26 protein-coding genes are annotated in these 26,002 nt (G+C 44.9%); 23 read left to right on the top strand and 3 right to left on the bottom strand.

Going from position 1 to position 26,002, the window contains the following annotated elements:
- Nucleotides 1–28 precede the first annotated feature (28 nt).
- Nucleotides 29–901, bottom strand: a complete 873-nt coding sequence (locus tag GC102_RS27400) for a YitT family protein (RefSeq protein WP_171643363.1) — start codon at nt 899–901, stop codon at nt 29–31.
- A gap of 111 nt (nt 902–1,012) precedes the next feature.
- Here GC102_RS27400 and GC102_RS27395 point away from each other — a divergent pair, with 111 nt between their 5' ends.
- From GC102_RS27395 to GC102_RS27330, 14 genes are all read left to right on the top strand, one after another.
- Nucleotides 1,013–1,351 (top strand): nucleotide pyrophosphohydrolase, encoded by a 339-nt coding sequence (locus GC102_RS27395; protein ID WP_029193041.1) that lies wholly within the window; start codon nt 1,013–1,015, stop codon nt 1,349–1,351.
- 64 nt (nt 1,352–1,415) lie between these two features.
- Nucleotides 1,416–1,919 carry a tetratricopeptide repeat protein gene (locus GC102_RS27390; protein WP_171692348.1) on the top strand — a complete coding sequence of 168 codons (504 nt, stop codon included), beginning with the start codon at nt 1,416–1,418 and terminating at the stop codon, nt 1,917–1,919.
- Between the two features lie 33 nt (nt 1,920–1,952).
- Nucleotides 1,953–2,756 (top strand): 4-hydroxy-tetrahydrodipicolinate reductase, encoded by an 804-nt coding sequence (gene dapB / locus GC102_RS27385; RefSeq protein WP_171692347.1) that lies wholly within the window; start codon nt 1,953–1,955, stop codon nt 2,754–2,756.
- A gap of 26 nt (nt 2,757–2,782) precedes the next feature.
- Entirely contained in the window at nt 2,783–3,202 is a 420-nt protein-coding gene (locus GC102_RS27380) for a methylglyoxal synthase (RefSeq protein WP_057301781.1), read from the top strand.
- Nucleotide 3,203: 1 nt separating this feature from the next.
- On the top strand, nt 3,204–3,896 hold the full coding sequence (bshB1, locus tag GC102_RS27375) for a bacillithiol biosynthesis deacetylase BshB1 (RefSeq protein ID WP_171692346.1): 693 nt from the start codon (nt 3,204–3,206) through the stop codon (nt 3,894–3,896).
- Between the two features lie 18 nt (nt 3,897–3,914).
- Complete coding sequence (bshA, locus tag GC102_RS27370; RefSeq protein ID WP_171692528.1) at nt 3,915–5,087, top strand: N-acetyl-alpha-D-glucosaminyl L-malate synthase BshA; 1,173 nt, start codon at nt 3,915–3,917, stop codon at nt 5,085–5,087.
- 26 nt (nt 5,088–5,113) lie between these two features.
- Nucleotides 5,114–6,433, top strand: coding sequence for a CCA tRNA nucleotidyltransferase (locus GC102_RS27365; protein WP_171692345.1), 1,320 nt, complete (start codon nt 5,114–5,116; stop codon nt 6,431–6,433).
- Nucleotides 6,434–6,745: 312 nt separating this feature from the next.
- Nucleotides 6,746–7,714, top strand: a complete 969-nt coding sequence (locus tag GC102_RS27360) for a biotin--[acetyl-CoA-carboxylase] ligase (protein WP_171692344.1) — start codon at nt 6,746–6,748, stop codon at nt 7,712–7,714.
- 245 nt (nt 7,715–7,959) lie between these two features.
- The gene (panB, locus tag GC102_RS27355; RefSeq protein ID WP_171643355.1) at nt 7,960–8,817 is read left to right on the top strand and encodes a 3-methyl-2-oxobutanoate hydroxymethyltransferase; all 858 of its coding nucleotides are present in this window, start codon (nt 7,960–7,962) and stop codon (nt 8,815–8,817) included.
- Between the two features lie 23 nt (nt 8,818–8,840).
- Entirely contained in the window at nt 8,841–9,704 is an 864-nt protein-coding gene (gene panC / locus GC102_RS27350; RefSeq protein WP_171692527.1) for a pantoate--beta-alanine ligase, read from the top strand.
- Between the two features lie 5 nt (nt 9,705–9,709).
- On the top strand, nt 9,710–10,093 hold the full coding sequence (gene panD, locus GC102_RS27345) for an aspartate 1-decarboxylase (protein ID WP_171643354.1): 384 nt from the start codon (nt 9,710–9,712) through the stop codon (nt 10,091–10,093).
- Nucleotides 10,094–10,173: 80 nt separating this feature from the next.
- Nucleotides 10,174–10,767: a tetratricopeptide repeat protein gene (locus GC102_RS27340; protein WP_171692343.1), complete on the top strand. Its 594-nt coding sequence runs from the start codon at nt 10,174–10,176 to the stop codon at nt 10,765–10,767.
- A gap of 90 nt (nt 10,768–10,857) precedes the next feature.
- Complete coding sequence (locus tag GC102_RS27335) at nt 10,858–13,713, top strand: ATP-dependent DNA helicase DinG, 3'-5' exoribonuclease type (RefSeq protein WP_171692342.1); 2,856 nt, start codon at nt 10,858–10,860, stop codon at nt 13,711–13,713.
- Between the two features lie 2 nt (nt 13,714–13,715).
- The gene (locus GC102_RS27330; RefSeq protein ID WP_171643351.1) at nt 13,716–14,336 is read left to right on the top strand and encodes a redox-sensing transcriptional repressor Rex; all 621 of its coding nucleotides are present in this window, start codon (nt 13,716–13,718) and stop codon (nt 14,334–14,336) included.
- Between the two features lie 41 nt (nt 14,337–14,377).
- Here GC102_RS27330 and GC102_RS27325 read toward each other — a convergent pair whose 3' ends face one another.
- Nucleotides 14,378–15,379, bottom strand: coding sequence for an inorganic phosphate transporter (locus GC102_RS27325; protein WP_171692341.1), 1,002 nt, complete (start codon nt 15,377–15,379; stop codon nt 14,378–14,380).
- A 63-nt stretch (nt 15,380–15,442) separates the two neighbouring features.
- Nucleotides 15,443–16,069, bottom strand: a complete 627-nt coding sequence (locus tag GC102_RS27320; RefSeq protein WP_057301770.1) for a DUF47 domain-containing protein — start codon at nt 16,067–16,069, stop codon at nt 15,443–15,445.
- Between the two features lie 245 nt (nt 16,070–16,314).
- Here GC102_RS27320 and GC102_RS27315 point away from each other — a divergent pair, with 245 nt between their 5' ends.
- From GC102_RS27315 to GC102_RS40740, 9 genes are all read left to right on the top strand, one after another.
- Entirely contained in the window at nt 16,315–17,610 is a 1,296-nt protein-coding gene (locus GC102_RS27315; protein ID WP_171692340.1) for an amidohydrolase, read from the top strand.
- Between the two features lie 41 nt (nt 17,611–17,651).
- The gene (locus GC102_RS27310) at nt 17,652–18,146 is read left to right on the top strand and encodes a cell wall elongation regulator TseB-like domain-containing protein (RefSeq protein WP_171692339.1); all 495 of its coding nucleotides are present in this window, start codon (nt 17,652–17,654) and stop codon (nt 18,144–18,146) included.
- 114 nt (nt 18,147–18,260) lie between these two features.
- The gene (locus GC102_RS27305) at nt 18,261–18,791 is read left to right on the top strand and encodes a hypothetical protein (RefSeq protein WP_171692338.1); all 531 of its coding nucleotides are present in this window, start codon (nt 18,261–18,263) and stop codon (nt 18,789–18,791) included.
- On the top strand, nt 18,784–20,289 hold the full coding sequence (locus GC102_RS27300; RefSeq protein ID WP_171692337.1) for an AAA family ATPase: 1,506 nt from the start codon (nt 18,784–18,786) through the stop codon (nt 20,287–20,289). Before GC102_RS27305 ends, GC102_RS27300 begins: the two co-directional genes overlap by 8 nt.
- 801 nt (nt 20,290–21,090) lie before the next feature.
- Nucleotides 21,091–21,963, top strand: a complete 873-nt coding sequence (locus tag GC102_RS27295; protein ID WP_171692336.1) for a 3-hydroxyacyl-CoA dehydrogenase family protein — start codon at nt 21,091–21,093, stop codon at nt 21,961–21,963.
- On the top strand, nt 21,960–23,168 hold the full coding sequence (locus GC102_RS27290; RefSeq protein ID WP_171692335.1) for an acetate/propionate family kinase: 1,209 nt from the start codon (nt 21,960–21,962) through the stop codon (nt 23,166–23,168). Before GC102_RS27295 ends, GC102_RS27290 begins: the two co-directional genes overlap by 4 nt.
- A gap of 142 nt (nt 23,169–23,310) precedes the next feature.
- Nucleotides 23,311–24,600 carry an asparagine--tRNA ligase gene (gene asnS / locus GC102_RS27285; protein WP_171692334.1) on the top strand — a complete coding sequence of 430 codons (1,290 nt, stop codon included), beginning with the start codon at nt 23,311–23,313 and terminating at the stop codon, nt 24,598–24,600.
- Between the two features lie 35 nt (nt 24,601–24,635).
- Entirely contained in the window at nt 24,636–25,316 is a 681-nt protein-coding gene (locus GC102_RS27280; RefSeq protein ID WP_171692333.1) for a DnaD domain-containing protein, read from the top strand.
- A 305-nt stretch (nt 25,317–25,621) separates the two neighbouring features.
- Nucleotides 25,622–25,834, top strand: coding sequence for an S-methyl thiohydantoin desulfurase domain-containing protein (locus GC102_RS40740; protein WP_376769412.1), 213 nt, complete (start codon nt 25,622–25,624; stop codon nt 25,832–25,834).
- The last annotated feature ends 168 nt before the right edge of the window (nt 25,835–26,002 follow it).

Raw genomic sequence — 26,002 nt, 5'->3', positions numbered from 1 at the left:
TATAAAGCTGCTGGACCCACTTTTTGCGTTACTTTTGTTTGAATCCTTCACCAATAACATCATGCACATCACCTATTATGATGAATGCGCTAGGATCCATTGAATGAATGAGTTCACGAAGCCTTCTGGTTTCGTGACGATAGACGACGCAATAAACAACTTCCTTATTGTTGCCGGAGTAGGCACCTCTAGCTGGGAATAAAGTCACTCCTCTGTCTAGTTCCGTCGTAATGGCTTGTGCTAACTGAGATGCTTGATCGCTAATAATGGTAAACGCTTTGGCCGCGTAAGCGCCCTCGGAAATATAATCGATGAGACGAGAGCTTACGAAGACGGCAACAAGTGAATATAAGACCTTCTCTTTTGGTAAATAGATTAACGAAGAGCCAATGACGATGACGTCAATAATGAGGATGACTTGTCCAACACTCCAGCCTCTCTTCTTATTGCCTATATGAGCCAAGATATCAGAGCCACCCGTAGTGCCACCGAAACGGAAGACAAGTCCTAGTCCAGTTCCGAGTGTAATACCTGCATATAGAGTCGCTAGAAAGTAATCTTGAGTGGTATGAAAAGGTATCAGCCATTCTTTTCGAATGAGCAGCTCCATGATCCATAAAAAGAAAGACAATGAGACGACGCCGAAGATGGTGTAAAGCATCTGTCCTCTTCCAAAATTTTTCCATCCGATATAAAACAAAGGAATATTAATTAACAGCGTAGATAGGGAAGGTGGCACGTTTAGTACATATTTGAGCAGCAAGGAAACACCTGTAACCCCGCCTTCCATTAACTCATTGGAAATAACAAAATAGTGCAAACCAAACGCATAAATAGCCGTACCGATCATAATTGCAACAACATTCGTAAATCGATCAGCAAATCGTTCCTTAAATCTCATTCCTGTTCCTCCAAATACTTGATGGTATCGCCAAAAAAATTTGTCAACTTTTCTTCTATAGTTTAACATAGTAATGATAGCTCGGTGAAGATGATGGAAAGAAGGGTGAACATGTCTGAACGTACTCTTAAAGATATACAACAAGAGGTTGACACTTATATTTCCCAGTTTAAGGAAGGATATTTCAGTCCTTTAGCTATGCTGGCCAGAATGTCAGAGGAAGTTGGTGAATTAGCCCGAGAGGTGAATCACACATACGGTGAAAAGCCCAAAAAAAGCACGGAAGAAGACAATTCAATTGAGCTCGAACTCGGTGATATTCTTTTCATAACCATCTGTTTCGCGAACTCTTTGGGCATTGATTTGACGGAAGCACATGATAAAATCATGCATAAATTCAACACGCGTGACGCAGGTCGATGGACTAAAATTAACACCGAAACTACATAACCTTCATAAACTATACCATCCCCAATAACGGGAGACTCGATTTCGGGTGGAGGAGGATGGGCAGATGAATGGAGAAACTCAAATACAGAAAGCGTACGAATCCATACTTGGTCATGATTTTGAAAAAGCCATTGAATGGTTTGAAAAAGCGATAGCTGAAGAACCAAACAATGCTGCCTATCACTACAAGTTATCGATTACTTTCGCAAGAAGTAACAAATTGTTTAAAGCCATTGAGCATGCTTCAAAGGCACTAGAGTTGGTTAAAGATAATGAAGTTTATCGTTACCATCTGCAAGTCCTGCATGCAAGAGAATTAGTTGAACAAGCACAAAAACAGCTAAGTGCCCAGTCTGAGCATGCGGAACGCGCAATTTTTTTACTAAAAGAAGCGATTACTCTTGATCCTCTGGCTATTGAAGCGTATCTTATTCTAGGAGAAGCTTTTGCTTTTCGAAAGGATTATGGGAGAGCCTATCAAACCGTTATGGAAGCGGTGCGTTTGGAGCCTCACCATGAAATTGCGAAACAGCATGCGGCGCTCTATCAACAAAAGATGAAATTATAGCCTTGAAACATACGAAAAGGAGATATTCTCAACATGGATCGTAAAATTCGAGTAGCCGTTATTGGTGCAAGTGGAAGAATGGGGCGAGAGGTCGTGAAGACCGTTCTCACAGAGTCCGATATGGAACTGGTGGCGGGGGTTAACCGCTCCTCTGGCCCAATTGATTTGGGAAGGATGGTAGGATTTGAAGAATGTGGGGTTATAATGAGCAATGATTTGGAACAAGCTCTCACAGAATCCAGGCCAGACGTTTTAGTAGATTTTACAGGACCGCAAACAGCGGTTTCACATACAAACTTGGCTATTCGCCTAGGAATTCGCCCAGTAATGGGAACAACAGGATTTACGCCGGAAGCTATTGCTGAATTGGACAAGCAGTGTCAAGAAAATGGAATTGGCGGAATAATAGCTCCGAATTTCTCAATAGGGGCTATACTAATGATGAGATTTGCAGCTCAAGCGTCTAAATATTTCCCGAATCTCGAAATAATTGAGTATCACGGGGATCAAAAGCTGGACGCGCCTTCAGGAACGGCAGTGAAAACGGCAGAACTTATCTCCGAAGTTAGAGGAGAACTGCGTCAAGGTAATCCGAATGAAGAAGAAACAATTGAAGGTTCGCGCGGCGGGTATTACAATGGATTTAGAATACATAGTGTTCGACTGCCTGGTGTCTTTGCTCAGCAGGAAGTGATTATGGCGGAGCAAGGCCAAGCGCTCAAAATTAGACATGACTCCTATGATCGTGCAGCCTATATGCCGGGCGTTGCCATTGCTGTACGTAAAGTGATGACATATAGCGGAATGATTTATGGATTCGAGCATTTTATAGATTAAAGAGCCCTAGGGGAGTGGAAGACAAGATGTTAAAGATAGCATTAATTGCCCATGATCGTAAGAAAGATGAAATGGTGAACTTCGTTACAGCGTATGAACATGTATTCGAGGGTCATAAGTTATATGGTACTGGTACGACAGCACAGCGGATTATGGATGGCACGAAATTAGACGTACATCGATTTATGTCAGGTCCTCTTGGGGGAGACCAGCAAATTGGCGCATTGGTAGCTGAAAATGAGATGGATTTTATTATTTTCCTTCGAGATCCATTAATGGCTCAACCACATGAACCGGACATTATTGCTCTGCTGCGTCTTTGTGACGTTCAGGGGATTCCATGCGCAACGAATGTAGCAACAGCAGAACTACTTGTCAGAGCGCTTGATCGCGGTGATTTCGGTTGGAGAGAGTTAGTACATAAATATAAGCCAGGTATTGAATAAGATGAGCGAATCTCTCGATATTCTTATATTTGGCGCACATGCAGATGATGCTGAAATTGGCATGGGTGCCACCATTGCCAAACATACCAAGCGTGGGCTTAAGGTTGGACTTTGTGATTTAACTTATGCCGAAATGTCTTCTAATGGCACAGTAGAAACAAGGATCGAGGAGGCTGAACTGGCTGCGAGCATTCTAGGAGTGAAGGTTCGTACGAATCTGGGGCTAGAGGATCGTGGATTATTTGCCACACAGGCAAATATTGAGCGTATTACGCAAGAAATTCGTAAATTTAAGCCGAGAATCGTATTTGCACCCTACTGGCAGGATCGGCATCCAGACCATGTTGCTTGTTCGGGGTTGGTTCAGGAAGCTGTTTTTAACGCTAAGCTTCGCAAGTATTTGCCTGATTCTGAGCCTGTGAACGTGGAGCAGATGTACTTTTATTTTATAAATGACGTTTACGAAGCTGATCTCATGGTAGATGTAACCGATTGTTACGATGAAAAAATTGCTGCATTGAGCGCTTATCGCTCACAATTTATAACGGGTCAAGGTACGGTAGCCACGCCCTTAAATCAAGGCTATATCGAACGAGTGGAAGCTCGAGATCGCATATTAGGTCAAAAGCGCTTGTTAACTTATGCAGAAGGTTTCGTTTCTAAGCTGCCATTAGTGGTAGATCGATTCATTTGATCGGAAAAGAGGTGCATGATGAAAGATAAACTTAAGATTGGAATTACCTGTTATCCGACTTTAGGTGGTTCAGGTGTTGTCGCTACTGAACTTGGCAAGCTGCTTGCCGAAAAAGGACATGAGGTTCATTTTATTACTCACAGTATGCCTTTTCGTTTGGGTAAATTTCATAAAAATATTTTTTATCATGAAGTGGAAGTCAGTCAATATTATGTCTTTCGGTATCCGCCTTATGACCTTTCTCTCGCCAGTAAATTAGCGCAGGTCGCCAAGATGGAAGAGTTAGATTTACTACATGTTCATTATGCCATTCCTCATGCTGTATGTGCACTTCTGGCGAAACAGATGGTTGGTAGCAAGCTCAAGGTTGTCACGACACTCCATGGAACGGATATAACCGTTCTAGGACAGGATCAATCGATTTCCGACTTAATTCGTTATGCGATTAATGAAAGCGATGCGGTTACAGCGGTTTCGAAAGATTTAATCAAAGAAACAAGAGAATTATTGGACATCGACCGTGACATAGATCTAACTTATAATTTCGTCGATAAACGGGTGTATTACCCGCGGGATATTTCAAAGCTTAGAGGCGAGTTTGCCCGGCCTGAAGAGAAGATTCTTATTCATATTTCTAATTTCAGACCAGTTAAACGTGTGCAGGATGTTATTGATATTTTTGCAAAAGTGAGCAAGCAGATTCCGTCGCGTCTTTTGTTCGTGGGAGAAGGTCCTGATTTATCCAAAATGATTTCTAAGGTAAAGGAACTTGGCCTTACAGATAAGGTAACGTTTTGTGGTAAACAGGATGACGTAGCGCAAGTGATTTCCCTTGCCGACGTGATGCTGCTTCCTTCTGAAAAAGAGAGCTTCGGTCTCGTCGCCCTAGAAGCGATGGCATGCGGGGTACCAACGGTCGGCTCCAATGCCGGGGGGATTCCCGAGCTCATTACGCACGGTGAAACCGGGTATTTAGCAGATGTTGGGGATACTGATAAAATGGCCGAACATGTCGTAAACTTGCTTAGTAATCAAGTATTGTATGAACAAGTGGCGCAGAATTGTTTGACTCGTGCTCGGCATACATTTTGTAATGATATAACGACGGTTCAATATGAGGAAATTTATTATCGCGTGCTGGGAAGAGAGCTTCCAGAATCTCATCGCATTACAGCTTCGTCCTGTCAATAAGAGGATGTTAGCAGGTTAGGAGTAACATGTCGGATGTTGTTAAAATAGAAGTAATAGATCGTGGTGCTTCCTTAGTTCTCTCTAAGCTTACAGAAGCTGGGTATGAGGCGTATCTTGTAGGTGGTTGCGTTCGTGATGCTGTGCTAGGCCGACCGATTAAGGATATCGACATTGCGACGTCAGCATTGCCGGAGCAGGTTATGTCTTGTTTCCCGCGGACAGCGCCGACAGGGCTGCAGCACGGCACTGTAACCGTCATCCTGTCACAGGGGACCTATGAGGTGACGACGTTCCGGAAGGAAACGGAGTATGAGGGCTTCCGCCGCCCAACATCTGTCGAATACATTTCGGATTTGACGGAGGATTTGAAGCGGCGCGATTTTACGATGAACGCTATGGCGATGGACGCGGTGGGCGTTGTATTGGATCCTTTTGCAGGGCAGAAGGATCTGGAACTAGGTGTGCTGCGCTGCGTAGGGGCTGCAGAGGAGCGATTCGGCGAAGATGCGCTGCGCATGCTTCGCTGTGTTCGTTTTGCCTCGACCTATGGATTGGAGGTCGAATCAAGCACTTGGCAAGCACTGCTTGCGCAAGCTCCGCTGCTGCGCCACATCGCTATGGAGCGCGTGCGCAGCGAGCTGCAGCGCATGGTCGAAGGCACAGCCCCCGCACGGGCTGTGCGGTTGCTCCTGGCGAGCCGCCTCACGGCGCACCTCAAAAAGCAGCTGCCGCTGCCTTTTGAGCGCTGGCTCGCGTGGGATGACGCGCTGGACGCTGTCAGCGCGCTGGAAGGGCAGCATGACCGCTGGGCCATGCTGCTGATGCTTCTGGAGATGCCGGCGGACACGGTCCGCACGGCGCTCCAGGAGCTGACCTTCTCCCGCGCCGATTGCGAAGCGGTCGTGGCGGTGCTGGCCCTGCGCGAGGCTGTTGCCGCGCAGCTTATGAGCGGCGCTTCGCAGAACGCCGCAATGGTTCCAGACCCGGCTCCGCTGGAGCGGGTCTGGAAGCTTGGCGCGGTGCGCCGCGGCGAAGCCGCTGCCCGCGCTTTGCTGCGGCTGCTGAGCGTGCTGCCGCAAAGCCTTGAGCAGCGCGGCGAGCTCGCGCGCTTCTTGCAAACCGCCGCGCCGGAGCTGCTGCGCCGCGGGGATGCTTGGCTGAAGGAGGTTCCCTGCTTCAGCCTGAAGGAACTCGCCATATCCGGCACGGATTTGGCGGAAGAGCTTGGCCGGCAGCCGGGCCCATGGATGGGCATACTGCTGCAGCAGCTGCTTGAACGAACCGCGCTCGGTGAAATTCCGAACGAGCGAGAATCTCTTTTACTAGCCGCGCGTGCTGCGAAGTAGCAGCGCAGCGCGGTTTTTTTATTATTTGAATGATGATGATATAATAATGAATCCATAATCTCTGTAGATTGATGTTGTAGATATTGCAACAATTGCTGCCTAAATCCGGCTTCTGTCCCTTCGATGTTGCATAATGTACAACAATTTGTCCCTAAAAAGGCCATTTCGCAACAAATGGGCTAGAAATGTTGTACAAACTGCAACTTCAACTTGCAAATTAGCCTTTGGGAGGATGAATTGTTGTAAAAATTACAACATTCCTGCACACTATAGCCCATCCTTAAATTCCCGATAGATCGTGAGTGAAATCGTATGAACAAACGTATATTAGAGCTGTTCCAAGAGTTCCCGGAAGCATACGTTTCCGGCGAGGAAATCAGCCGCCGACTTAACGTTAGCCGCACCGCGATCTGGAAGCATATTGAAGAGCTTCGATCGGCAGGCTATGAATTTGAAGCTGCGCCTCGTAAAGGGTACCGATTGCGGAGCAAGCCTAATTCATGGCAAGTGAACGAATTGTTAAGCGGTTTAAAAACCAAGGTACTTGGCCAAAAAATTCATGTTTACGGGGAAGTTGAGTCTACACAGACGATTGCCCACGCTCTCATTGCATCAGGTGCTCCTGAAGGCACGATTGTGCTGGCAGAGGCACAGACAGCTGGAAGAGGCCGAATGGGGCGCACGTGGCATTCTCCGGCCGGTAAAGGGATCTGGATGAGTCTTGTGTTAAAGCCGCGCATTCCGGTCTATTTCATGCCTCAATTAACACTGCTTAGTGCGGTAGCGCTGTGTCGCTCCATCCAAAAGGTTTGCCAGGTAGACATCGGCATTAAGTGGCCAAATGATCTTCTAATTAAAGGTAAGAAGGTAAGCGGCATCTTACTTGAAAGCAGTGGGGAAGATGAACGGCTCAAGTATGTGGTTGCAGGGATTGGCATCAGTGTAAATTTGAAAAGGGAAGATTATCCCGAGGAACTTCGGAATATTGCGACCTCACTTGCGATTGAATCGGGCACTGACATCCCAAGAGAAAGTTTGGTACAAGCTTTTCTTTTAGAATTTGAAGATCTTTATGCGCTTTATATGGAGAAGGGCTTCGCACCAATCCGTTTGCTATGGGAGGCTCTTAGTGTAACTTTGAAGCGTCCAATCCGTACGAATACACCTTCAGGAGTCATTGAAGGCATCGCTGATTCGTTGGATGATTCAGGTGCATTAACGGTAATAACGCAAGCTGGAGAGAAAATAAAGATCTATTCCGGAGATATTGAACTGAAGTAAAGGTATCAAATGGAAGCAACATTTGGTATAATAGCAAGACAAGGCGGTATCCTTAAAGGAACTGCACTTGCAGCTTGACGTTGGTAGTTTTTTTTACAAAGGAATAGGACTTGAAACAAGATGTTGGATTCTGCTCTGAGCCTTATGGGACCGAGACAGAGGGATCATTGGATTCTTTCTGCATGCGATCCTTTTAGCTCTTAGCTAAAAGGTTTTTTATTTTATATGAGGAAGCTGGGATAACAATGGAACAACGTAAGCCGCTTACGACAGCTAAGATGAGAAAAATGAAGCAAGATGGCGTTCCCATAACAATGGTAACTGCTTATGATTATCCCTCAGCCCGCTTGGCGGAAGAGGCTGGTATTGATGTCATCCTTGTAGGAGATTCTTTGGGGAATGTAGTACTAGGCTACGATTCAACCCTGCCTGTCACACTGGATGATATGGTTTACCAGACGCGAGCCGCGGTGCGTGGAGCTTCAAATACGTTCATTGTAGCGGATATGCCTTTCTTGACTTACCATGGAAGCTTGGACTCAACATTTCGTGGTGTTGCCCGATTAATGCAAGAGGGTGGAGCAAAGGCGGTTAAGCTGGAAGGCGGAGCTGAGATTGCTGCAACTGTCAAAGCGATTACGGAGGCCGGTGTGCCGGTCGTCGGACATTTGGGTTTAACTCCGCAATCCGTACATCAACTTGGTGGATTCCGTGTACAAGGACGCAGCTCCGAACAAGCGGAGAAACTGCTCAGTGACGCTAAGGCTCTTGAGGAAGCGGGAGCTTTTGCTGTGGTCTTAGAGCTGGTGACTGATGAACTAGCTGAGTGGATAACAAAGCAGCTATCAATTCCTACAATTGGAATTGGTTCTGGGATTCATTGCGATGGCCAGGTACTTGTTTATCATGATCTTCTCCAGTATGGTTCTGACAGTGCTGCCAGAAAGTTTGTAAAAGCATACGCGAATATAGGGGAAACTATTCGTGCAGGTATTGGGGAATATGTGAAAGAAGTGAAAGCACGGGCATTCCCTGCGCCAGAGCATACGTTTCATATGGACAATGATGTTGTTGAATACTTATATGGCGATAAGGAGAAGTGAGAGGCATGGAAGCGATCCAGACAATGGAAGTGATTCATTCAATTGCTGATTTGCGTTCTCGCATAAAGGACTATCGACGCAAGAACGACCAATCCGTTGGGTTTGTACCCACAATGGGCTATTTACACGAAGGTCATGCTAGTTTACTGCGCAAAGCACGTGCTCAAAGTGGACTTGTCGTGCTAAGTATATTTGTTAATCCGCTCCAGTTCGGTCCAGGTGAGGATTTCGAGCGATACCCGCGTAATACGGAGCGGGACCTGCAATTAGCTGAAGCCGCAGGCGTTGACCTAGTGTTCATGCCATCAGTGAGCGAAATGTATCCGTCACCGACACGCACTACGGTCAGTGTGACAGGTCTTACCTCTAGACTTTGCGGAGCATCGCGGCCTGGACACTTTGATGGGGTCGCAACTGTCGTTAGCAAGTTGTTTCATATTGTACAGCCTGATCAAGCCTTTTTTGGCCTGAAGGATGCCCAGCAGGTTGCTGTCATTGAGCAAATGGTGCAGGATCTCAATCTCGGCATCGAGATTGTTCCATGTCCTATATTGCGTGAAGCAGACGGGCTTGCTATGAGCTCGCGCAATGTGTATCTTTCTGAGGAAGAGCGTAAGGAAGCTTTAGTTTTGTCTCAATCCTTACAGAAAGCAAAGGCATTTGTGGAATCACATACAGCTTTCACGCCGCAGGAGCTTGAAAGTTTGGTCAGCCAACATATTGCTACTTCATCTTTAGCCATCATTGACTATGTAGAGGTACTAGCTTATCCGACTTTAGAACCTTTTAAAAATAGCCATCATACCCATTCTATTATCATTGCTTTGGCTGTCAAATTCGGCAAAACGCGTTTGATCGATAATTTAATTTTACAAGTAGGGAAGTGACTTCCATGTTTCGAACAATGATGAAAGCTAAGATCCACCGGGCAACCGTTACGGAAGCGAATTTGAATTATATCGGAAGCATTACGATTGATGAAGATTTGATCGATTTGGTTGGTATGCTGCCGAATGAGAAAGTGCAAATCGTGAACAACAACAATGGTGCACGTCTCGAAACTTATATTATTCCGGGGCCGCGCGGCACAGGTGTGATTTGTTTAAATGGGGCTGCGGCTAGGTTAGTTCAGACCGGTGATACGGTTATTATTATTTCTTATGCGATGATGACCGATGAAGAAGCGAAGAAGCATCAACCAACGATTGCCATTATGGGTGATAATAATAAAGTTGCGCAGCTTCTCAAAGAAGAAGAGCATTCCACCATCCTTTAAGAGGGATCACTTCCATGCATGAAATCGGCTCTGTTTACAAAGAATGAGGATAAGCTTTCGAAGCAAAGGTGGGATGCCAAATGTTTAAGCATTTATTTTCCACAATGAACGAGGTTTTGGAAGAAATCCAAAAAGAATATCCGAATAGTGACGTGGAAAAAAAGGCGGAGCTCGACGAACAATTGCAGGTGTTGAAAACGATGAGCGATGAGTTCATCGAAGCGTGGCTGCTTTTTGAGGAGAAATTGGGAAAGTTTTATGGGGCCGTACCGATGAGTACCCAAACCCTTCATGATGAGCTGATGGATCTAGATGTGTCGGGAAAGCAGACGGATGAATTCATGCGGGGCCAGGGATATTACAAGCTTTATATGTACGATCAAGCGATCAAAGAATTCCAAGTGCTGATTCAAAGGCAGCCGGATTTCTTGCTAGCTAGGGTATATTTAGCGATGGGTCATTTGCGCAAAGGGGAGTTTGGAGAAGCGTATCAACACTTCAAGTTCCTTTTGCCCTTGACCGACAATACCAAGATGAAGGCCATTTCCTACAACGCAATGGGCTGCATTCAAGTGCAAAATCAGAATATGGAAAAAGCCTTTGAATATTTTCAAAAAGCGTATCACACTGATCCTTCTTGCATGGAGCCGCTGATCAATTTGGACGAATCCTAAAACGGAAGCGGCTAACTGGGTATTCCCTTTTCCTAATAAGATTTGGTATGCTAGGAGAAGTGCAGGACGAAAGGGTTGAAGATACACGTCATGAAATTTGCAGTTTTGGATTTTGAAACGACAGGAAGTCAGCCTGCGGATGAAATTATTCAGGTTGGACTCGTCATTATAGATCAATTTCAAATTACTCACAGGTATACTTCTCTGGTCAAACCAGGGGTAAGTATACCTTCTTCGATTACAACACTTACAGGGATTACGGAAGACATGGTTGTTGATGCTCCCCCACTTGACCAAGTCATGGCGGATATGTTTCCGCTGTTGTTTGATTGTGTACTTGTGGCGCACCATGCGGCTTTTGATTTATCCTTTTTGCAAAAAGGACTCACGAAAACAGGATACCCGCCTTTCACAGGACGTGTGCTGGATACGATGGATTTGCTGCGCATCCTATTTCCATCGATTTCGAGTCTTCAACTCAGCATGGTAGCCGGTTTGTTTGGTATTGATCATGAAAGGCCACACCAGGCGGATAGTGATGCGGAAGTAACGGCAGCCATATGGATAATTTGTTTGGAACGCTTGCTTGGGTTGCCACTTCTAACGATTCAACGTTTGCAGCATATTTTCGAAAACGGCAACAGCGATTTAGGCTGGTTCCTCGATGAAATATGCATCTACAAAGAGTCTATCACCAGTGTGGATATGGATACGAATCGATATTTCAGGCAATTTACGCTGGGTGTCACCGATTGGGGTGATGAGGAAGATACGCGCAAAGACTCCGATGCGGATGGTTTAGGTTCTTCTTTTACAGAGTTCCATCAAGGTTTGAAAACAGCCTTACGAGAAAAATTCGAGATCTTTGAAGACCGCGAATCCCAAGAGCAGATGATCCGGGAAGTTGAAAAGTCACTCGAGCAGGATCAGCATTTGATGATTGAAGCGGGAACCGGGACAGGGAAGTCACTAGGGTATTTAATACCATCTATTTATTATGGCATCAAGTATGAGAAGAAAGTGATCGTCTCTACGCATACGATTAACTTGCAAGAACAACTCCGTGAGCGGGATATTCCTCTCTTGAAGGAGATTTTCCCTATCCCATTCAAAGCTGCTGTACTCAAAGGCAGAAGTCATTACTTATGCTTGCGTAAATTTGAGACAAAGCTAACAACACGTGATTACGAGAATGGCAAGGAAGATCCGATCACGGCAGCGCAAATGGTTGTATGGCTGAGTGAGACGGAGCATGGAGATGAAGAGGAGCTGCATTTTGGAAATAAGGGTGCTCAATTCTGGTATTCGGTTGCAAGTGACACTGATTCTTGTTTGAATCGCATGTGTCCTTGGTACAAGAAGTGCTTCTATCATCGCGCTCGGAATGACGCCAATACGGCCGATGTGATCATTACGAACCATTCCCTCCTTTTCACGGATATGAAGGCTGAGAACCGTCTTCTACCGTCTTACAAGCACCTTGTCATTGATGAGGCTCATCACTTCGAAGAAGTGGCCAGTAAACATCTTGGTATTGAGCTGCATTCTTCCGCATTTTATCATTCGTTGCTATGGCTTTATAAAGATAATCGAAGCGGCCAATTACCGATGCTGCGGTTTCGATTGCAGAAATCGGATGAGCAGCCGGAACGCGCGGCTGCTTGGAGTCAAACCATTGACGGGCTCTTTCCCAAAATTGTGCAAATCAAAGAGGATTGGGATCGGCTCAGCGAAGCGCTCTATGAACTGTTATCTTCTAGGAGCGATCCTTCGCAGTCTGAAAACTCACAGTACGTACTGCGGATGAAGCCCGAAACGCTTCCACCCGAGTGGCGAGAGCTTCTGATCATGGAAGACAATATTTATTTGAATGCGAATGATTTACTCCGCACGCTGGATAAATTGTTAAATGAAGTGAAGGACATGCAGGAAGTTTTCGGGGTCCAAGGTTTAGTCACCGATTTGAATGGCACGGTAAAGGAATTGTACAACCATCGAGATGCCCTGCACTTTTTTATGAAAATGGCCGATGAGGGTTATGTGTATTGGATGGAAGCGGGCACCTATGCCAAATCAAAGTCGCTGCAGCTTGTTTCGGTGCCAACGGATGTAAGTGGTCTGCTGCAGCAGCATTTCTTTGAGACTAAAGACAGTATTATCCTGACCTCCGCGACGTTGTCTGTTAATAAATCTTTTCAATATTCAGCGGATCAATTAGGGTTAGTTATCCCTGAGGATGAAGAATCGGGCAAGCTGAAAACCGTTCAATTGCCGTCTCCATTTAATTATAGAGAACAAGCTCTCGTCGTCATTCCTCGGAACTTCCCAACAATCAAAGGTGCCGGTGATCCTGTTTTTATCAACGCACTTATTGAGTCGCTTAGTGATGTTGCGCGAATTACCAAAGGACGTATGTTGATTTTGTGCACTTCGAATCGTATGCTTAAGCAAATTTATGCTGGTATGAAGGATCTCTTGAAGCCACATGGAATTACCGTGCTCGGGCAGGGGGTTGATAGCGGCAATCGGAGTAAACTGACCCGGATGTTCCAAGATAACAAAATGTGCGTTCTACTGGGCACCAGCTCGTTCTGGGAGGGTGTCGATATTCCAGGAGATGCGCTAAGCTGTCTTGCGATTATACGACTGCCGTTTCAACCGCCAAATCATCCTCTTGTCGAGGCGAAATGTGAAAATATAAAAAAACGCAATGAGAATCCATTTATGAAATTTTCTGTGCCACAGGCTGTCATTCGATTTAAGCAGGGCTTTGGGCGACTTGTCAGACGTGCATCCGATAAAGGCATCGTTATCATCTATGATACTCGTGTCATTGATACGTATTATGGCAAGCACTTCCTTTATTCATTGCCTGGTCCGAAGATAGAACATATGACGACCGAGCAAATGTTACCTAGGATTGAAGAGTGGATGGGGGAGGCGTAAAGTTGAAAACACAAAAAATATCGGAAGCCGTCGTTCGGAGGCTGCCCATTTATTTACGCTTTCTGAATGAACTTGCAATGAAAAATGTTTCGACGGTATCTTCGCAGGATTTGGGTCAAAAACTCGATCTGAATCCGGCACAGATTCGCAAGGATTTGGCTTATTTCGGGGAATTCGGCAAAAAGGGAATCGGTTACGATATTGCTTATCTAATTGAGAAGATTAGACAGATCCTGAAGTTGGATCGCCATATTCAAGTTGCTCTTGTTGGAGCGGGTAACCTAGGCCGTGCTTTATGCAATTATAATACTTACTTACGGAATGATATGAAAATTGTCGCTGTTTTTGATGCAATGCCAAGCAAAGCAGGGGAATCGATCAACAATCTCATTGTTCAACCGATGCATGAGATGAAGAGTGTTTTATCTGAATTAGGCGTTCGCATCGGCATCATTACGGTTCCAGCGAACGAAGCTCAAAATGTAGCCAATCAATTCGTAGACTGCGGGATTGAAGCGATATTGAATTTTGCTCCGGTCATTATTAAGGTTCCTCCCGAAGTTCGAGTGCATCATGCGGATTTTACAACCGAATTGCAAAGTTTAGCTTATTATTTGGAATAGAAAAAGGCATGACCCGATTTGCTTGGGTCGTGCCTTTATTTTTAGAAAATGAGTCTGAACAAAACGAAGTAGATCGAGAATGCGAGAGCGATGCTGATTGGAATCGTAATAACCCAAGTGATCAACATGCGTCCAACCGTGCCCCATTGAACTTCATGGAAACGCATGACACTGCCTGTTCCGATAATCGCGGAGGAAATAACATGTGTTGTTGACAATGGTTTACCAATATGAGTTGAGAATTGAATAACAAGTGCTGACGTTAAGTCCGATGCAAAGCCGTTAATCGGTTCGATTTTAACAATCTTTCCTGAAACGGTTTTAATAATTCGCCATCCACCGATGGACGTTCCCAGTCCCATAGCCAAAGCTGCGGAGATTTTCACCCAAAGCGGTACTTCCAGATCCGTTTGAACACCGGCCGCTACTAATCCGAAAACGATAATCCCCATTGCTTTTTGTGCATCGTTTCCACCATGGGAGTATGAAAGTAATCCCGCGGATAAAATTTGCAAGGTACGGAATATGCGATTTAGCTTCGATCTAGATGTGTTGCCTGACCATAATACGATGTATTTGATCAAAATCATAATTAGGTAACCTAGGGCGAAAGCAATAATGGGCGATAGTACCAAAATGATAATAATTTGAGTAAAACCATTCCAATTCACCGAATGGACCCCAGCGCCAGCGATAACAGCTCCAGCTAGCGAACCAAGGAGTGTATGCGAAGAAGATGAGGGAATCGCCAGATACCAGGTCAACAAGTTCCAAATGATAGCCGCAAGTAAGGTAGCAATGACGATTTCAACACCGTTTTCAATTTTGGCTGGGTTCGCTATACTTCCTCCAACGGTTTTGGCCACCTTAGAGGAAACCATGGCTCCGACAAAGTTGAGTGTGGCGGCCATTGCGATGGCTACACGCGGGCTTAATGCACGTGTGGAAATGGAAGTTGCAATCGCATTAGCCGTATCGTGAAATCCATTAATGAAATCAAAAAGTAAGGCAAGCACAACGATAACGATTAAATAAGTTAACATGATTTCCTCCTAAGAGTTTTCCATTTGGAAAACTTTCTTCGTAAACATGGACACGAAAGTGCCTTATGAATAACGAAGTACAACGCTATCAAGGATATTGGCTACATCTTCACAAGCATCTGTTGTTTCTTCCAAACGCTCATAAATTTCTTTTAATTTAAAATCTTCGTACAGGTCTTTACGTGTGATGAAAATTTGGCGAATCCCTTCGCGCATCAAACGGTCTCCGTCATTCTCGAGGGAATTAATAGCAACCGTATGCTCAGGAATTTGCATGTATTTTTTCTTCGCTAGAAGCTTGAACGCATCCAGCATATGCTGGCAAGAATCTACAATGACAGCAGAAAACTCTTTCATATAAGAATCTGTATGGGACACAGAAAGATAGTCGAAACGAGCAATTGTAGCTTCAATACCGTCTGTTACATCATCCACTTTGGAGGCTAGAACCATAATATCTTCACGATCAATCGGTGTAATAAATACTTTGTTTAAACCTTTAAAAATTTCGTGAGTAATGGAATCGCCTGCATGCTCTAAATCGTTAATCGCTTTTACATACTCAATTGGCGGTTTATCACCCATCATGGCTGTGCGAAATAGTTGAGCAGTTTGCAATGCGTTTTCTGCAGCACGGATGAGAAGCTGCAAGAAATCGACTTCGTTCTTTTTCGTGAATAACGTTGTCATATAATCCTCCTATATTTTACTATATGTACTAGTTTTTGATCGAATATTTATGATAAACAGACCAAATGGTAGAAAAAACTCACAAAGTTAAAAGTATCATAACAATTGCATTGAAAGCAACGAAAATTCCGTGACATTTAACAATTTCTTAACATCATTTGGCTTCCTTGATTTTACAAGCCCGAAGATGTAAAGTTTATAAAGCAATGTCTTTAATAGAATGAGCATAGAGAGGGATTTTTAGTATGAAAAAAACATTAATTATGAACGGTCTTTTTATTTCAAATAATGAAGCGAAATCGTCTATAAAAGGCTGTATGGTTATAGAGGGCAGCCAGATTACATACATCGGTGAGGAAATACCTGAACCTCGAGAAAATTATGACGAAGTCATTGACGGTACGAACAAGCTTTATATGCCTGGTCTTGTGAATACCCATGGTCACGCAGCGATGTCACTTTTACGCGGATACGGTGACGATCTTGCTCTCCAAATTTGGTTAGAAGAGAAAATGTGGCCAATGGAAGCTAAATTCAGCGCCCAAGATGTGAAGTGGGGGACGCAGTTATCTATTCTAGAAATGATTAAAGGCGGTACGACGACTTTTGTAGATATGTATGACCATATGAACGAAGTTGCTAAGGCCGTTGAAGAGTCAGGTATGCGCGGTGTGCTGACCCGAGGAATTATTGGTCTTTGTCCACCGGACGTACAAGCTGCTAAATTGAAGGAAGCCACCGAGTTCGCAAAAAACTGGCATGGCGGTGCGAATGGAAGAATCACGACCATGATGTCCCCACATGCTCCCTATACATGTCCACCAGACTATATAGAGCGGATTGTTCAAGTAGCTCATGATTTAAACCTGCCCATTCATACCCACATGTCGGAGACAAGTCGTGAAGTTCAAGGAAATGTTGATCAATACGGTTTGAGACCCGTTGCACACCTAAAAAAGCATGGCGTGTTCAGCAGACCGACGCTCATCGCGCATGGTGTTCATCTCACAGATGAAGAAATCAGTATCCTTAAGCAATATGATGTTCGTATTTCCCACAACCCAGGAAGCAATCTGAAGCTTGCTAGCGGTGTTGCACGAGTTCCTGAACTACTTCGTGCAGGCGTGAAGGTTTCGCTTGGAACGGATGGAGCGGCCTCCAATAATAACTTGGATATGTTCGAAGAAATGAGACTCGCCGCGTTGATTCACAAAGGTGTTTCTGGCGATCCTCTAGCTGTGCCGGCTGCAGAAGCGCTTCTAATGGGAACAAAAATGGGTGCAGAATCAATATGGTTAGACAATGTAGGCCTACTGCAGGCTGGCATGAAGGCAGACTTTATCGCACTGGATATCGACCAACCTCATTTCCTTCCGAAGACGGACTTCGTTTCCCATATTGTTTACTCTGCCTGTGCAAAAGATGTAGTTGATGTGTGTGTAGACGGAAATTGGATTGTCCGCAAGGGTGAATGTTTAACACTGGATGAAGAAAAAATTAAGCGTGAGTTTGAACAATGCTTTGATAAGCTCATTGGCTAAGTGATTCCTTGTAAGTTCGTCTGGGGAGGTGAGCGGCGTTCATGAATGCGAAGCGAACAAGGATCATAGCATTCGGTGTATTTATTATTTTGACTCTTGGTGTAGTGCTTAGTCGCTTTTATTTAAATGTTCAGAATGAGCACTGGGATGATAAGCGCAAAGCGGTAGAAACAGCTTATGAGAAAAGTATTATGACGAAAGCAACCAAGGTGGATTTCTTCTATGGAGATGAACCGCTTCAAATCGTTTATGGTGAAGACAAGCTGGGGCAAGGCGTTATCGTTTGGGTTTCAGACAAAGGGATACACGCTGAGATGACTGCAGAATCGTTCTCCGAAGCGCAAGTCCGGGAAACCGTGCTTAAAAAAGCTCCAGAGATTGAAATAGAACGTGTGCTGCCAGGTAAGCTTGGTAATGACTATGTCTGGGAAGTTTTCTATAAAAAGAATGAAAATAGCGGTATTCGCTATTTCTATGATTATTACAAATTCAAAGATGGACTCTATATGGATACGTACCGACTCAGCCTGCATTAGGCTGAGTTTTGTTGTTTCCACTCATTTCATAAAGCTAATGTATGTATCGCGTGATATACTCTTCGTATAGCAAATGAGGCAATAAAATACGTGTAGAAAGGGGGACGTTGACTGATGAAGCTGCGTCTCTTACCTGTCGTCATGAGTGTTGTAATTTCTGCTGGAGTTTTATTCGGTGGTTGGTTCGCTTATACAAGTTTAGCTATGGAGAATCCATTATCTGATATCATTAGCAAGGTTCCCGGTGTAACGAGCTCAACGATGAAATTGGACAATAACCAAGTTGACATAGAAGTTAGTCTAAACCCAGATGCCAATTTAAGAAATGTTGTTGAACGTATTCATAAAGAAGGTGCATCAATAATCGGCAAGCGTTCTGTGAATATAAATGTGAAGAGTAACCCGTCTGAGAAACTGGATCAGTGGTGGTCTAAAGCATTATTTGAGGTAGCACAAGCAATGGAGACAAAGCATTATGCAGACATTCCAACAACACTGCAGAAATACGCTGAGGGTGTTCCAAATATGAAAGTAGACAGTGAAATGGATCAAACTAATGTATATATTCGTTTGACAGATGGTGATGCCACCAAATTCATCATGCTACCTAGAACTTCCCAGATAGGAGTGTGGCCGAATGAGTAAAATTTATAAAGAAATTGGGATTGGATTTATACCGGTTCTACTGATCTTTTTAGTTTTCCTAGGTGTTAATGTGATACCTATCCTGTTTGTTAGTGTATTGGGTGTTTCCTTGTTTTACATGATTAAAGGCCGCGGCGGTGCTGGGATATCTACTGGTGGTGGTGATCGTAAAAGCAAAAATCGTACGCCTTCGTATTTAACGTTTGATGAGATCGGCGGACAAGATCGCGCTAAGAAAGAATTGATGGAAGCTCTTGATTTTCTAATCAAGCATGAAGAAATTAAGAAATTAGGTATTCGTCCACTCAAAGGGATTCTGCTTACTGGCCCTCCTGGAACAGGGAAAACGCTAATGGCTAAAGCAGCTGCGCATTATACGAATTCTGTATATATGGCCGCTTCAGGTAGTGAATTTGTTGAAATGTACGTCGGTGTCGGTGCAAGTCGTGTACGTGACCTTTTTAAGGAAGCTCGAACACGCGCTGTTAAAGAGGGCAAAGACAATGCGATTATTTTTATTGATGAGATTGATGTTATCGGTGGTAAACGTGATGGTGGTCAACATCGTGAGTACGATCAGACGCTGAATCAGTTATTAACTGAAATGGATGGTATTCATACGAATGATGCTCCCCGTATTTTGATCATTGCAGCAACGAACCGCAAAGAAATTCTCGACAGTGCTTTATTGCGTCCGGGACGTTTCGACCGTCATATTGAAGTGGACTTACCGGATAAGAAAGGACGTCTTTCCATTCTAGATATTCATGTAAAAAATAAACCGCTGGCTCAAGGCGTTTCTTTGGATATGATCGCTGATCAAACCTTTGGTTTCTCTGGTGCACAGCTAGAAGGCGTTCTGAATGAGGCCGCCATTTATGCCATGCGAGAAGATAAACTAGCTATTGAACAGCACCATCTAGCTTCCGCGATTGATAAAGTGATGATGGGGGAAAGAACGGATAAAGAAACGGCGCAAGAGGAAAAAGAGCGCGTCGCCTATCACGAATTGGGCCACGCGATTGTTGCTGAAATTGTTCGCCCTGGTTCTGTTTCTCAGGTTACCGTTAGTCCGCGGGGGAAAGCGCTGGGATATGTGCGACATAATCCGCCTAAAGATCATTATTTGTACACCAAGGATTATATAGAGCAGCAAATCATGATTGCTCTCGGCGGCGCCGCGGCTGAAGAAATCTTCTATGGTGGACGCAGTACAGGTTCGCGTAACGATTTCGAGCAATCACTTTCCATGGTTCGTAATATGATGGATTCCGGACTTACTTCCCTTGGTATCATTGACCGCGATATGGTGACGAAGGATCAACTCATGAAAGAGAACACGAGCATCCTAGATGCGCTCATGATTCGCACAAAGGAGCTTTTAGAGCAGCAGCGTAGTGTATTCGACCATTCCTTTGCGATTTTGATGAAGGAAGAAGTTCTTTCCGGTGACACTTTCCGCAAATTGTTTGATGATTCTGTTACGAAGAGTGCATAAGTTGACCGTTGGCCCTGTGGCCAGCGGTTTTTTTCGTATGTTGGAGCTTATTAACCATGTATGTTCTGGGCCATCATTCGGCTTTCGCGGGGAAAATGAGGTTTTGATTACTTATTGTTGAACCAATGTTGCATTTTCTACAACAATTCACACGCCAAAAGGCTATTTCGCAACTTGAAGTTGCAGTTTGTACAACATTTTCGAGCCCATTTGTTGCGAAATGGCCTATATAGGACCAAATTGTTGTACATAATGCAACAACGAAGGGGGAAAGGCGAGATTTAGGCAGCAATTGTTGCACTTTTTACAACATCATTCAACCGCGAATAATGGATTCATTCATCTGTCAACCTCAAGTGAGCACATACGACGACGGTTTCCGATTTGAGAGACCTCCATGTAGAACAAGATTGGATGAATGAATCGACGGTCTCAAGTGTACAACATTGTACTGCACTGTACCGATAGATATCACGCAGCAGTTACATATTATGCCCAGTAACTAACTGTGGATAATTTGCGGTTTACTTTTATGGGAGCTATTCAGCACGAAGATACTTCGATAAAGTGTTTATAATGATTAGGGTTTAATAATTAGTTGATCTCCCTCCAACGAGCAAGAATTGTGTCAAAGCTGAGATGTTTTGTGTATACTAATGAAATTGGGGAACAAAAATTGTATGATATGATTGGGTTTTCGAGACGAGACTGGATTGAGAATTCTTTGAGAATGTGATCGATTAAGAAAGTGGAAAATTAAGAAGTTGGTAAGACGCAGCGTGGGAGAAGGAGAAACGTGGTATGGTATTCAAAACAATAGGTGTAATCGGTGGGGGAACGATGGGACAGGGGATTGCAGAAATGCTCGCTGCCCGTGGTTTGGACGTATTACTCGTTGAGAAAACAACAGATAAGCTCGACCGAGCCTTGGAACAGATTGCGGTCAGCTTAGATAAGCAAATAGAACGGTGGTCATTGACAGAAGTGGAGAAAAAGCTGATTTTAGCCAAAATCAGAAAAGCTGATTCACTACAAGATATGGCTGCTTGCGATATGGTTATAGAGACGATTTCGGAAGATTTGAATGCTAAAAAGCATGTATTTTTTCAACTGAATCAAATTTGTTCGCCAGCCATTATTTTAGCAACGAATACATCCACTCTTAGCGTGACTGAGATTGCTGCGGTCACCACGAATCCTGAACGTGTGATAGGACTTCATTTTTTACATCCCGTGGCGAAAATTGATCTCGTCGAAATTATCCGAGCGATGAAAACGTCGGACGAAACCTTTGAACAAACCCGCCGTTTTGTGGACGAGCTTATTTTAAAGAAAAGTATTAAGGTCACGGAGTCGCCTGGCTTCATTACAACAAGGCTTATTTGCACATTGATCAATGAAGCGCTACACACGCTGTCCGAAGGAGTAGCTTCGGCTGAGGATATCGATAATGCCATGCGGATCGGTTATGATTTCAAATATGGTCCTCTGGAAATGTGTGACCGATTCGGGTTAGATTCGGTACATGCAGCGCTTGAAGGCATGTTCCGCGATTATGGAGACATGAAGTACCGTCCATCCTTCCTATTGAAACAAATGGTACGAGCAGGGCATCTAGGAGTCAAAACAGGAGAAGGCTTTTTCCGTTATGACAAGGATGGTGACCGTTTGTGAATATTCTCGTAATTAATGCAGGAAGCTCTTCGCTTAAATACCAACTATTCCAAATGGAAAATGAAGCTGTTCTCGCCAAAGGCAAAGTAGAGCGAATCGGGATGGAAACGGCAATATTGATACATGAACCTACGGGGAAAGCCGAAGTTCATGAGGTTAGGGAGATTCTCGAGCACACGACAGCCATTCGCAAGGTGCTGGAGTTGCTGGTGCACCCTGAACACGGCGTGCTAGTATCCACGTCGGAAATCGACGCCGTCGGCCACCGAGTCGTTCACGGTGGCGAATCCTTCAAAAACTCCGTCCTCGTGAATGACGAGGTGAAGAAGGAGATTAAGCGGCTCTTCGACTTGGCGCCGCTCCACAATCCGGCGCATATGCTCGGCATCTCAGCGGTGGAGGCGAACATGCCCGGCGTGCCGCAGGCCGTCGTCTTCGACACCGCCTTCCATCAGTCCATGCCGGCGCATGCCTACCTATATCCGGTACCGATGGCCCTGTATCGGAAGCACAAGGTGCGCCGCTATGGCTTCCACGGCACCTCGCACAACTACGTGAGCGAGCGTGCCGCAGCCTTCCTAGGCCGCCCGCTGGAGCAGCTGAAGCTCGTTACCTGTCACATCGGTAACGGAGCTTCCTGCGCCGCCGTGATGGGCGGCAAGTCGGTGGATACGAGCATGGGGATGACACCGCTCGAAGGGCTGATGATGGGCACGCGCAGCGGCGATCTCGATCCGGCCATCGTGCCCTATGCGATGGGCAAGGAGGATTTGACGCTGGGCGAGATCAGCTCCATGCTGAATAAGCACAGCGGGCTGCAGGCGATCTCGGGGATCTCCAGTGATATGCGGGAGATCGTCGAAGCACTGGAGGCGGGCGATAAGAATGCCGCGCTTGCTTTTGAGATGTATGAGTATCGGCTGCGCAAATACATAGGCGCTTACGCCGCGGCGATGAATGGCATCGATGCGATTGTTTTTACAGCTGGCGTCGGAGAAAACTCTGAGCTGCTTCGTCAAAAGGTCTGCGAACGCCTGACATTCCTCGGAGTGGAATTCGATGAAGAAGCGAACTGCAAAGGGAGAGGTCTGGAGCGACGGATTACGAAGCAAGGCTCGAAAGTGGAAGTGCTTGTGATCCCAACGAATGAGGAGTGGGTGATCGCTCGAGATACATTTGGTCTCATTCAGTCACAAACGGTCTGATTTTGAATGGTCTTGATAGAGGTTTTCTCATGGAAATAGTGTACAATAAAGAAGTGTTCAGTAGGCCGAGGTTTCGGGATTTTATTGAATATAAGTAGGAAGTTAGGTTTTCACGAAAACTTTAAGGAGGTTCAAAAGCAGAATGAAATGTACGATAAGCGAAGTTAAACATCATGTCGGCGAGTCGGTTACCATTGGCTGTTGGCTAAACAAGAAACGTTCAAGTGGTAAAATTCAGTTTTTACAACTAAGAGACGGATCCGGATATATACAAGGTGTTGTAGTCAAAAGTGATGTAGGAGAAGACGTCTGGGAAGCCGCTTCTAAGCTAACACAGGAAAGCTCGCTTTACATAACAGGAAAAGTGAAAGAGGATACGAGGAGTAAAGGCGGCTTTGAACTTGATGTCCTAGGCATTGAAATCATCCAAGTGACGGAAGAATATCCAATAACACCGAAGGAACATGGCGTTGATTTCTTGATGGATAACCGCCACTTGTGGATTCGGAGTCCACGTCAGCGTGCGGTGCTCGTAATTCGCGCTCAAATTATTCAAGCTGTACAGCAATTTTTCAATGAGCGTGGTTTCCATTTGGTCGATCCGCCGATTCTAACCCCTTCCTCATGTGAAGGAACAACGAATTTATTTCATACCAAATACTTTGATGAGGATGCCTTCCTTACACAAAGTGGACAGCTCTATATGGAAGCAGCCGCGATGGCACTTGGCCGTGTGTACTCTTTCGGTCCTACATTCCGGGCAGAAAAGTCCAAAACACGCAGACATCTTATCGAGTTCTGGATGATTGAACCGGAAATGGCTTTTGTCGATCATGTCGAGAACCTGGAGGTACAGGAGCAATTCGTTTCTTATATCGTTCAAACCGTGCTCAAGAATTGTGGAGCAGAGCTGGAAACCTTAGAAAGAGACACATCGAAGCTGGAGAAAATTCAAGGCAGCTTCCCGCGAATTACGTATGATGAGGCTGTAGACTATTTACAAAAGAACGGTCATGAATTCAAATGGGGTGAGGATTTCGGCGCTCCGCATGAAACAGCAATTGCTGCTCAATATGAAACACCGGTTTTCATTACGCATTGGCCGACAGAAATTAAAGCGTTCTATATGAAACCTGATCCTAGCCGTCCTGAAGTCGTGCTTTGTGCCGATATGATTGCACCTGAGGGGTATGGAGAAATCATTGGAGGCAGTCAAAGGATTGATGATCCCGAGCTAATGGAGCAACGCTTCCAGGAGCATGAGTTATCGAAAGAAGCCTATCAATGGTACCTTGATCTTCGGAAATATGGTACTGTGCCGCACTCCGGTTTCGGACTTGGACTGGAACGTACGGTTGCTTGGATTTGTGGTTTGGATCACGTGCGCGAAACAATTCCATTTCCACGTCTCTTATACCGTTTATACCCGTAACCGGGTTTATCGACCATGGGTAGAAAGGGGATCGGATGAGTATACAATCTAGTACACAGCAGCAGATAGAAGCTGTCCTTGTGGCCGGCTTTCTGGAAGGGAATGTTGGAGTCCCAAGCCTTCTTCTCAAAAATTACCGCGCCCTTCAGTTGAGCGAAATTGAAGTCATGACACTGATTCATTTGATCTCATTTCTGGAAAAGGAAAAGAACGACTTTCCAACCACGGATGAGATTCAATTCCGCATGTCAGCTTCACCAGATTTGGTCATTGCTAGCTTGCAGAAATTGATTCATGAGCAGTTCATCGCGATTGATGAGGATACAGCAGAAATAACGGGGATACGCAGTGAGCGATACAATCTTACACCGTTATACCAAAAATTAGCCAAACAGGTAGCTGAGCGGCAGATGGCAGAGTTAAGTACGATCCGTGCATCCATTCCGTCTGATGAGAGTGCCAAAAATATTTATACAACGTTCGAAAAAGAATTCGCACGTCCATTAACGCCAATGGAGCTGGAGACAATCAGCGGTTGGCTGGATAAGGATATGTACAAAGAAGAGCTCATTATGACAGCTCTCAAAGAAGCTGTATTTGCAGGTAAAGTACACTTCCGTTATATTGACCGGATATTACTGGAATGGAGCCGCAATCGAGTGGCGACTGTGGACCAAGCCAAGGAATATTCACAAAGATTCAGACAATCCAGATAATTAGAAAAACGTCCTAATCTTCTCGCGTTCAAGGGAGAATGGGGCGTTTTTTTCTTTTTATATTGATTAGGAGGAGAGTATAGTGCGTGTATCTATGGAATAGGAGGAGGAAGTCTTGACGAAGCGCTTGAGACTGTCCGCAGGCTGTATGCCGAGGGTAACCAAGTTACTCTTGCTTCACCCGAAGAAATAGGCGATGATTGGCTCATTGCTTCTCCGTATTATGTCATTCGGTCGCGCCTCCAAGTGAGGAAATACATCATGTGCCATCGAAACCGCGATTCGTTGAAACGTTCCTTTAATCAATGCGGATCCTGAGGGCCGTGCCGTATCACCCAATCGATGGGAACCGCTTGAAACAATCCGTAATTCCGAATACATTAACTCTAGCGGAAAGTGTTGGACGAGGAAGACGAGTAGGTTTAGAGGAGATTCGTTCCCCGATCGAGAATATCGTATTGTCCGGAAACGGAAAGCTTCTGATTGAAGGGACTGTCCATCTTTGGCCCAACGTATAACGGTTTAGAGAATGACCTTTATATAGCTTTAAAGAAAAAATAGGATTCTTGGACATAGAGGAACTCCATTCAGGGGAAGAGGCGTGAGGGAACATGGACTTCAGAAAATACAAGACATTTCAGGTTGTTGCCGATTGTCTGAATTTAACAAAAGCTGCCGATCAACTA

Source organism: Paenibacillus germinis (genome assembly GCF_013141785.1).
GTDB lineage: Bacteria > Bacillota > Bacilli > Paenibacillales > NBRC-103111 > Paenibacillus_E > Paenibacillus_E phytorum.
This window is presented reverse-complemented; position numbering and strand designations above follow the sequence as displayed.

Coding starts and splice junctions, on each gene's coding strand:
- GC102_RS27400 (WP_171643363.1), bottom strand. CDS start 901: ATGAGATTTAAGGAACGATTTGCTGATCGATTTACGAATGTTGTTGCA.
- GC102_RS27395 (WP_029193041.1), top strand. CDS start 1,013: ATGTCTGAACGTACTCTTAAAGATATACAACAAGAGGTTGACACTTAT.
- GC102_RS27390 (WP_171692348.1), top strand. CDS start 1,416: ATGAATGGAGAAACTCAAATACAGAAAGCGTACGAATCCATACTTGGT.
- dapB (WP_171692347.1), top strand. CDS start 1,953: ATGGATCGTAAAATTCGAGTAGCCGTTATTGGTGCAAGTGGAAGAATG.
- GC102_RS27380 (WP_057301781.1), top strand. CDS start 2,783: ATGTTAAAGATAGCATTAATTGCCCATGATCGTAAGAAAGATGAAATG.
- bshB1 (WP_171692346.1), top strand. CDS start 3,204: ATGAGCGAATCTCTCGATATTCTTATATTTGGCGCACATGCAGATGAT.
- bshA (WP_171692528.1), top strand. CDS start 3,915: ATGAAAGATAAACTTAAGATTGGAATTACCTGTTATCCGACTTTAGGT.
- GC102_RS27365 (WP_171692345.1), top strand. CDS start 5,114: ATGTCGGATGTTGTTAAAATAGAAGTAATAGATCGTGGTGCTTCCTTA.
- GC102_RS27360 (WP_171692344.1), top strand. CDS start 6,746: ATGAACAAACGTATATTAGAGCTGTTCCAAGAGTTCCCGGAAGCATAC.
- panB (WP_171643355.1), top strand. CDS start 7,960: ATGGAACAACGTAAGCCGCTTACGACAGCTAAGATGAGAAAAATGAAG.
- panC (WP_171692527.1), top strand. CDS start 8,841: ATGGAAGTGATTCATTCAATTGCTGATTTGCGTTCTCGCATAAAGGAC.
- panD (WP_171643354.1), top strand. CDS start 9,710: ATGTTTCGAACAATGATGAAAGCTAAGATCCACCGGGCAACCGTTACG.
- GC102_RS27340 (WP_171692343.1), top strand. CDS start 10,174: ATGTTTAAGCATTTATTTTCCACAATGAACGAGGTTTTGGAAGAAATC.
- GC102_RS27335 (WP_171692342.1), top strand. CDS start 10,858: ATGAAATTTGCAGTTTTGGATTTTGAAACGACAGGAAGTCAGCCTGCG.
- GC102_RS27325 (WP_171692341.1), bottom strand. CDS start 15,379: ATGTTAACTTATTTAATCGTTATCGTTGTGCTTGCCTTACTTTTTGAT.
- GC102_RS27320 (WP_057301770.1), bottom strand. CDS start 16,069: ATGACAACGTTATTCACGAAAAAGAACGAAGTCGATTTCTTGCAGCTT.
- GC102_RS27315 (WP_171692340.1), top strand. CDS start 16,315: ATGAAAAAAACATTAATTATGAACGGTCTTTTTATTTCAAATAATGAA.
- GC102_RS27310 (WP_171692339.1), top strand. CDS start 17,652: ATGAATGCGAAGCGAACAAGGATCATAGCATTCGGTGTATTTATTATT.
- GC102_RS27305 (WP_171692338.1), top strand. CDS start 18,261: ATGAAGCTGCGTCTCTTACCTGTCGTCATGAGTGTTGTAATTTCTGCT.
- GC102_RS27300 (WP_171692337.1), top strand. CDS start 18,784: ATGAGTAAAATTTATAAAGAAATTGGGATTGGATTTATACCGGTTCTA.
- GC102_RS27295 (WP_171692336.1), top strand. CDS start 21,091: ATGGTATTCAAAACAATAGGTGTAATCGGTGGGGGAACGATGGGACAG.
- asnS (WP_171692334.1), top strand. CDS start 23,311: ATGAAATGTACGATAAGCGAAGTTAAACATCATGTCGGCGAGTCGGTT.
- GC102_RS27280 (WP_171692333.1), top strand. CDS start 24,636: ATGAGTATACAATCTAGTACACAGCAGCAGATAGAAGCTGTCCTTGTG.
- GC102_RS40740 (WP_376769412.1), top strand. CDS start 25,622: ATGCGGATCCTGAGGGCCGTGCCGTATCACCCAATCGATGGGAACCGC.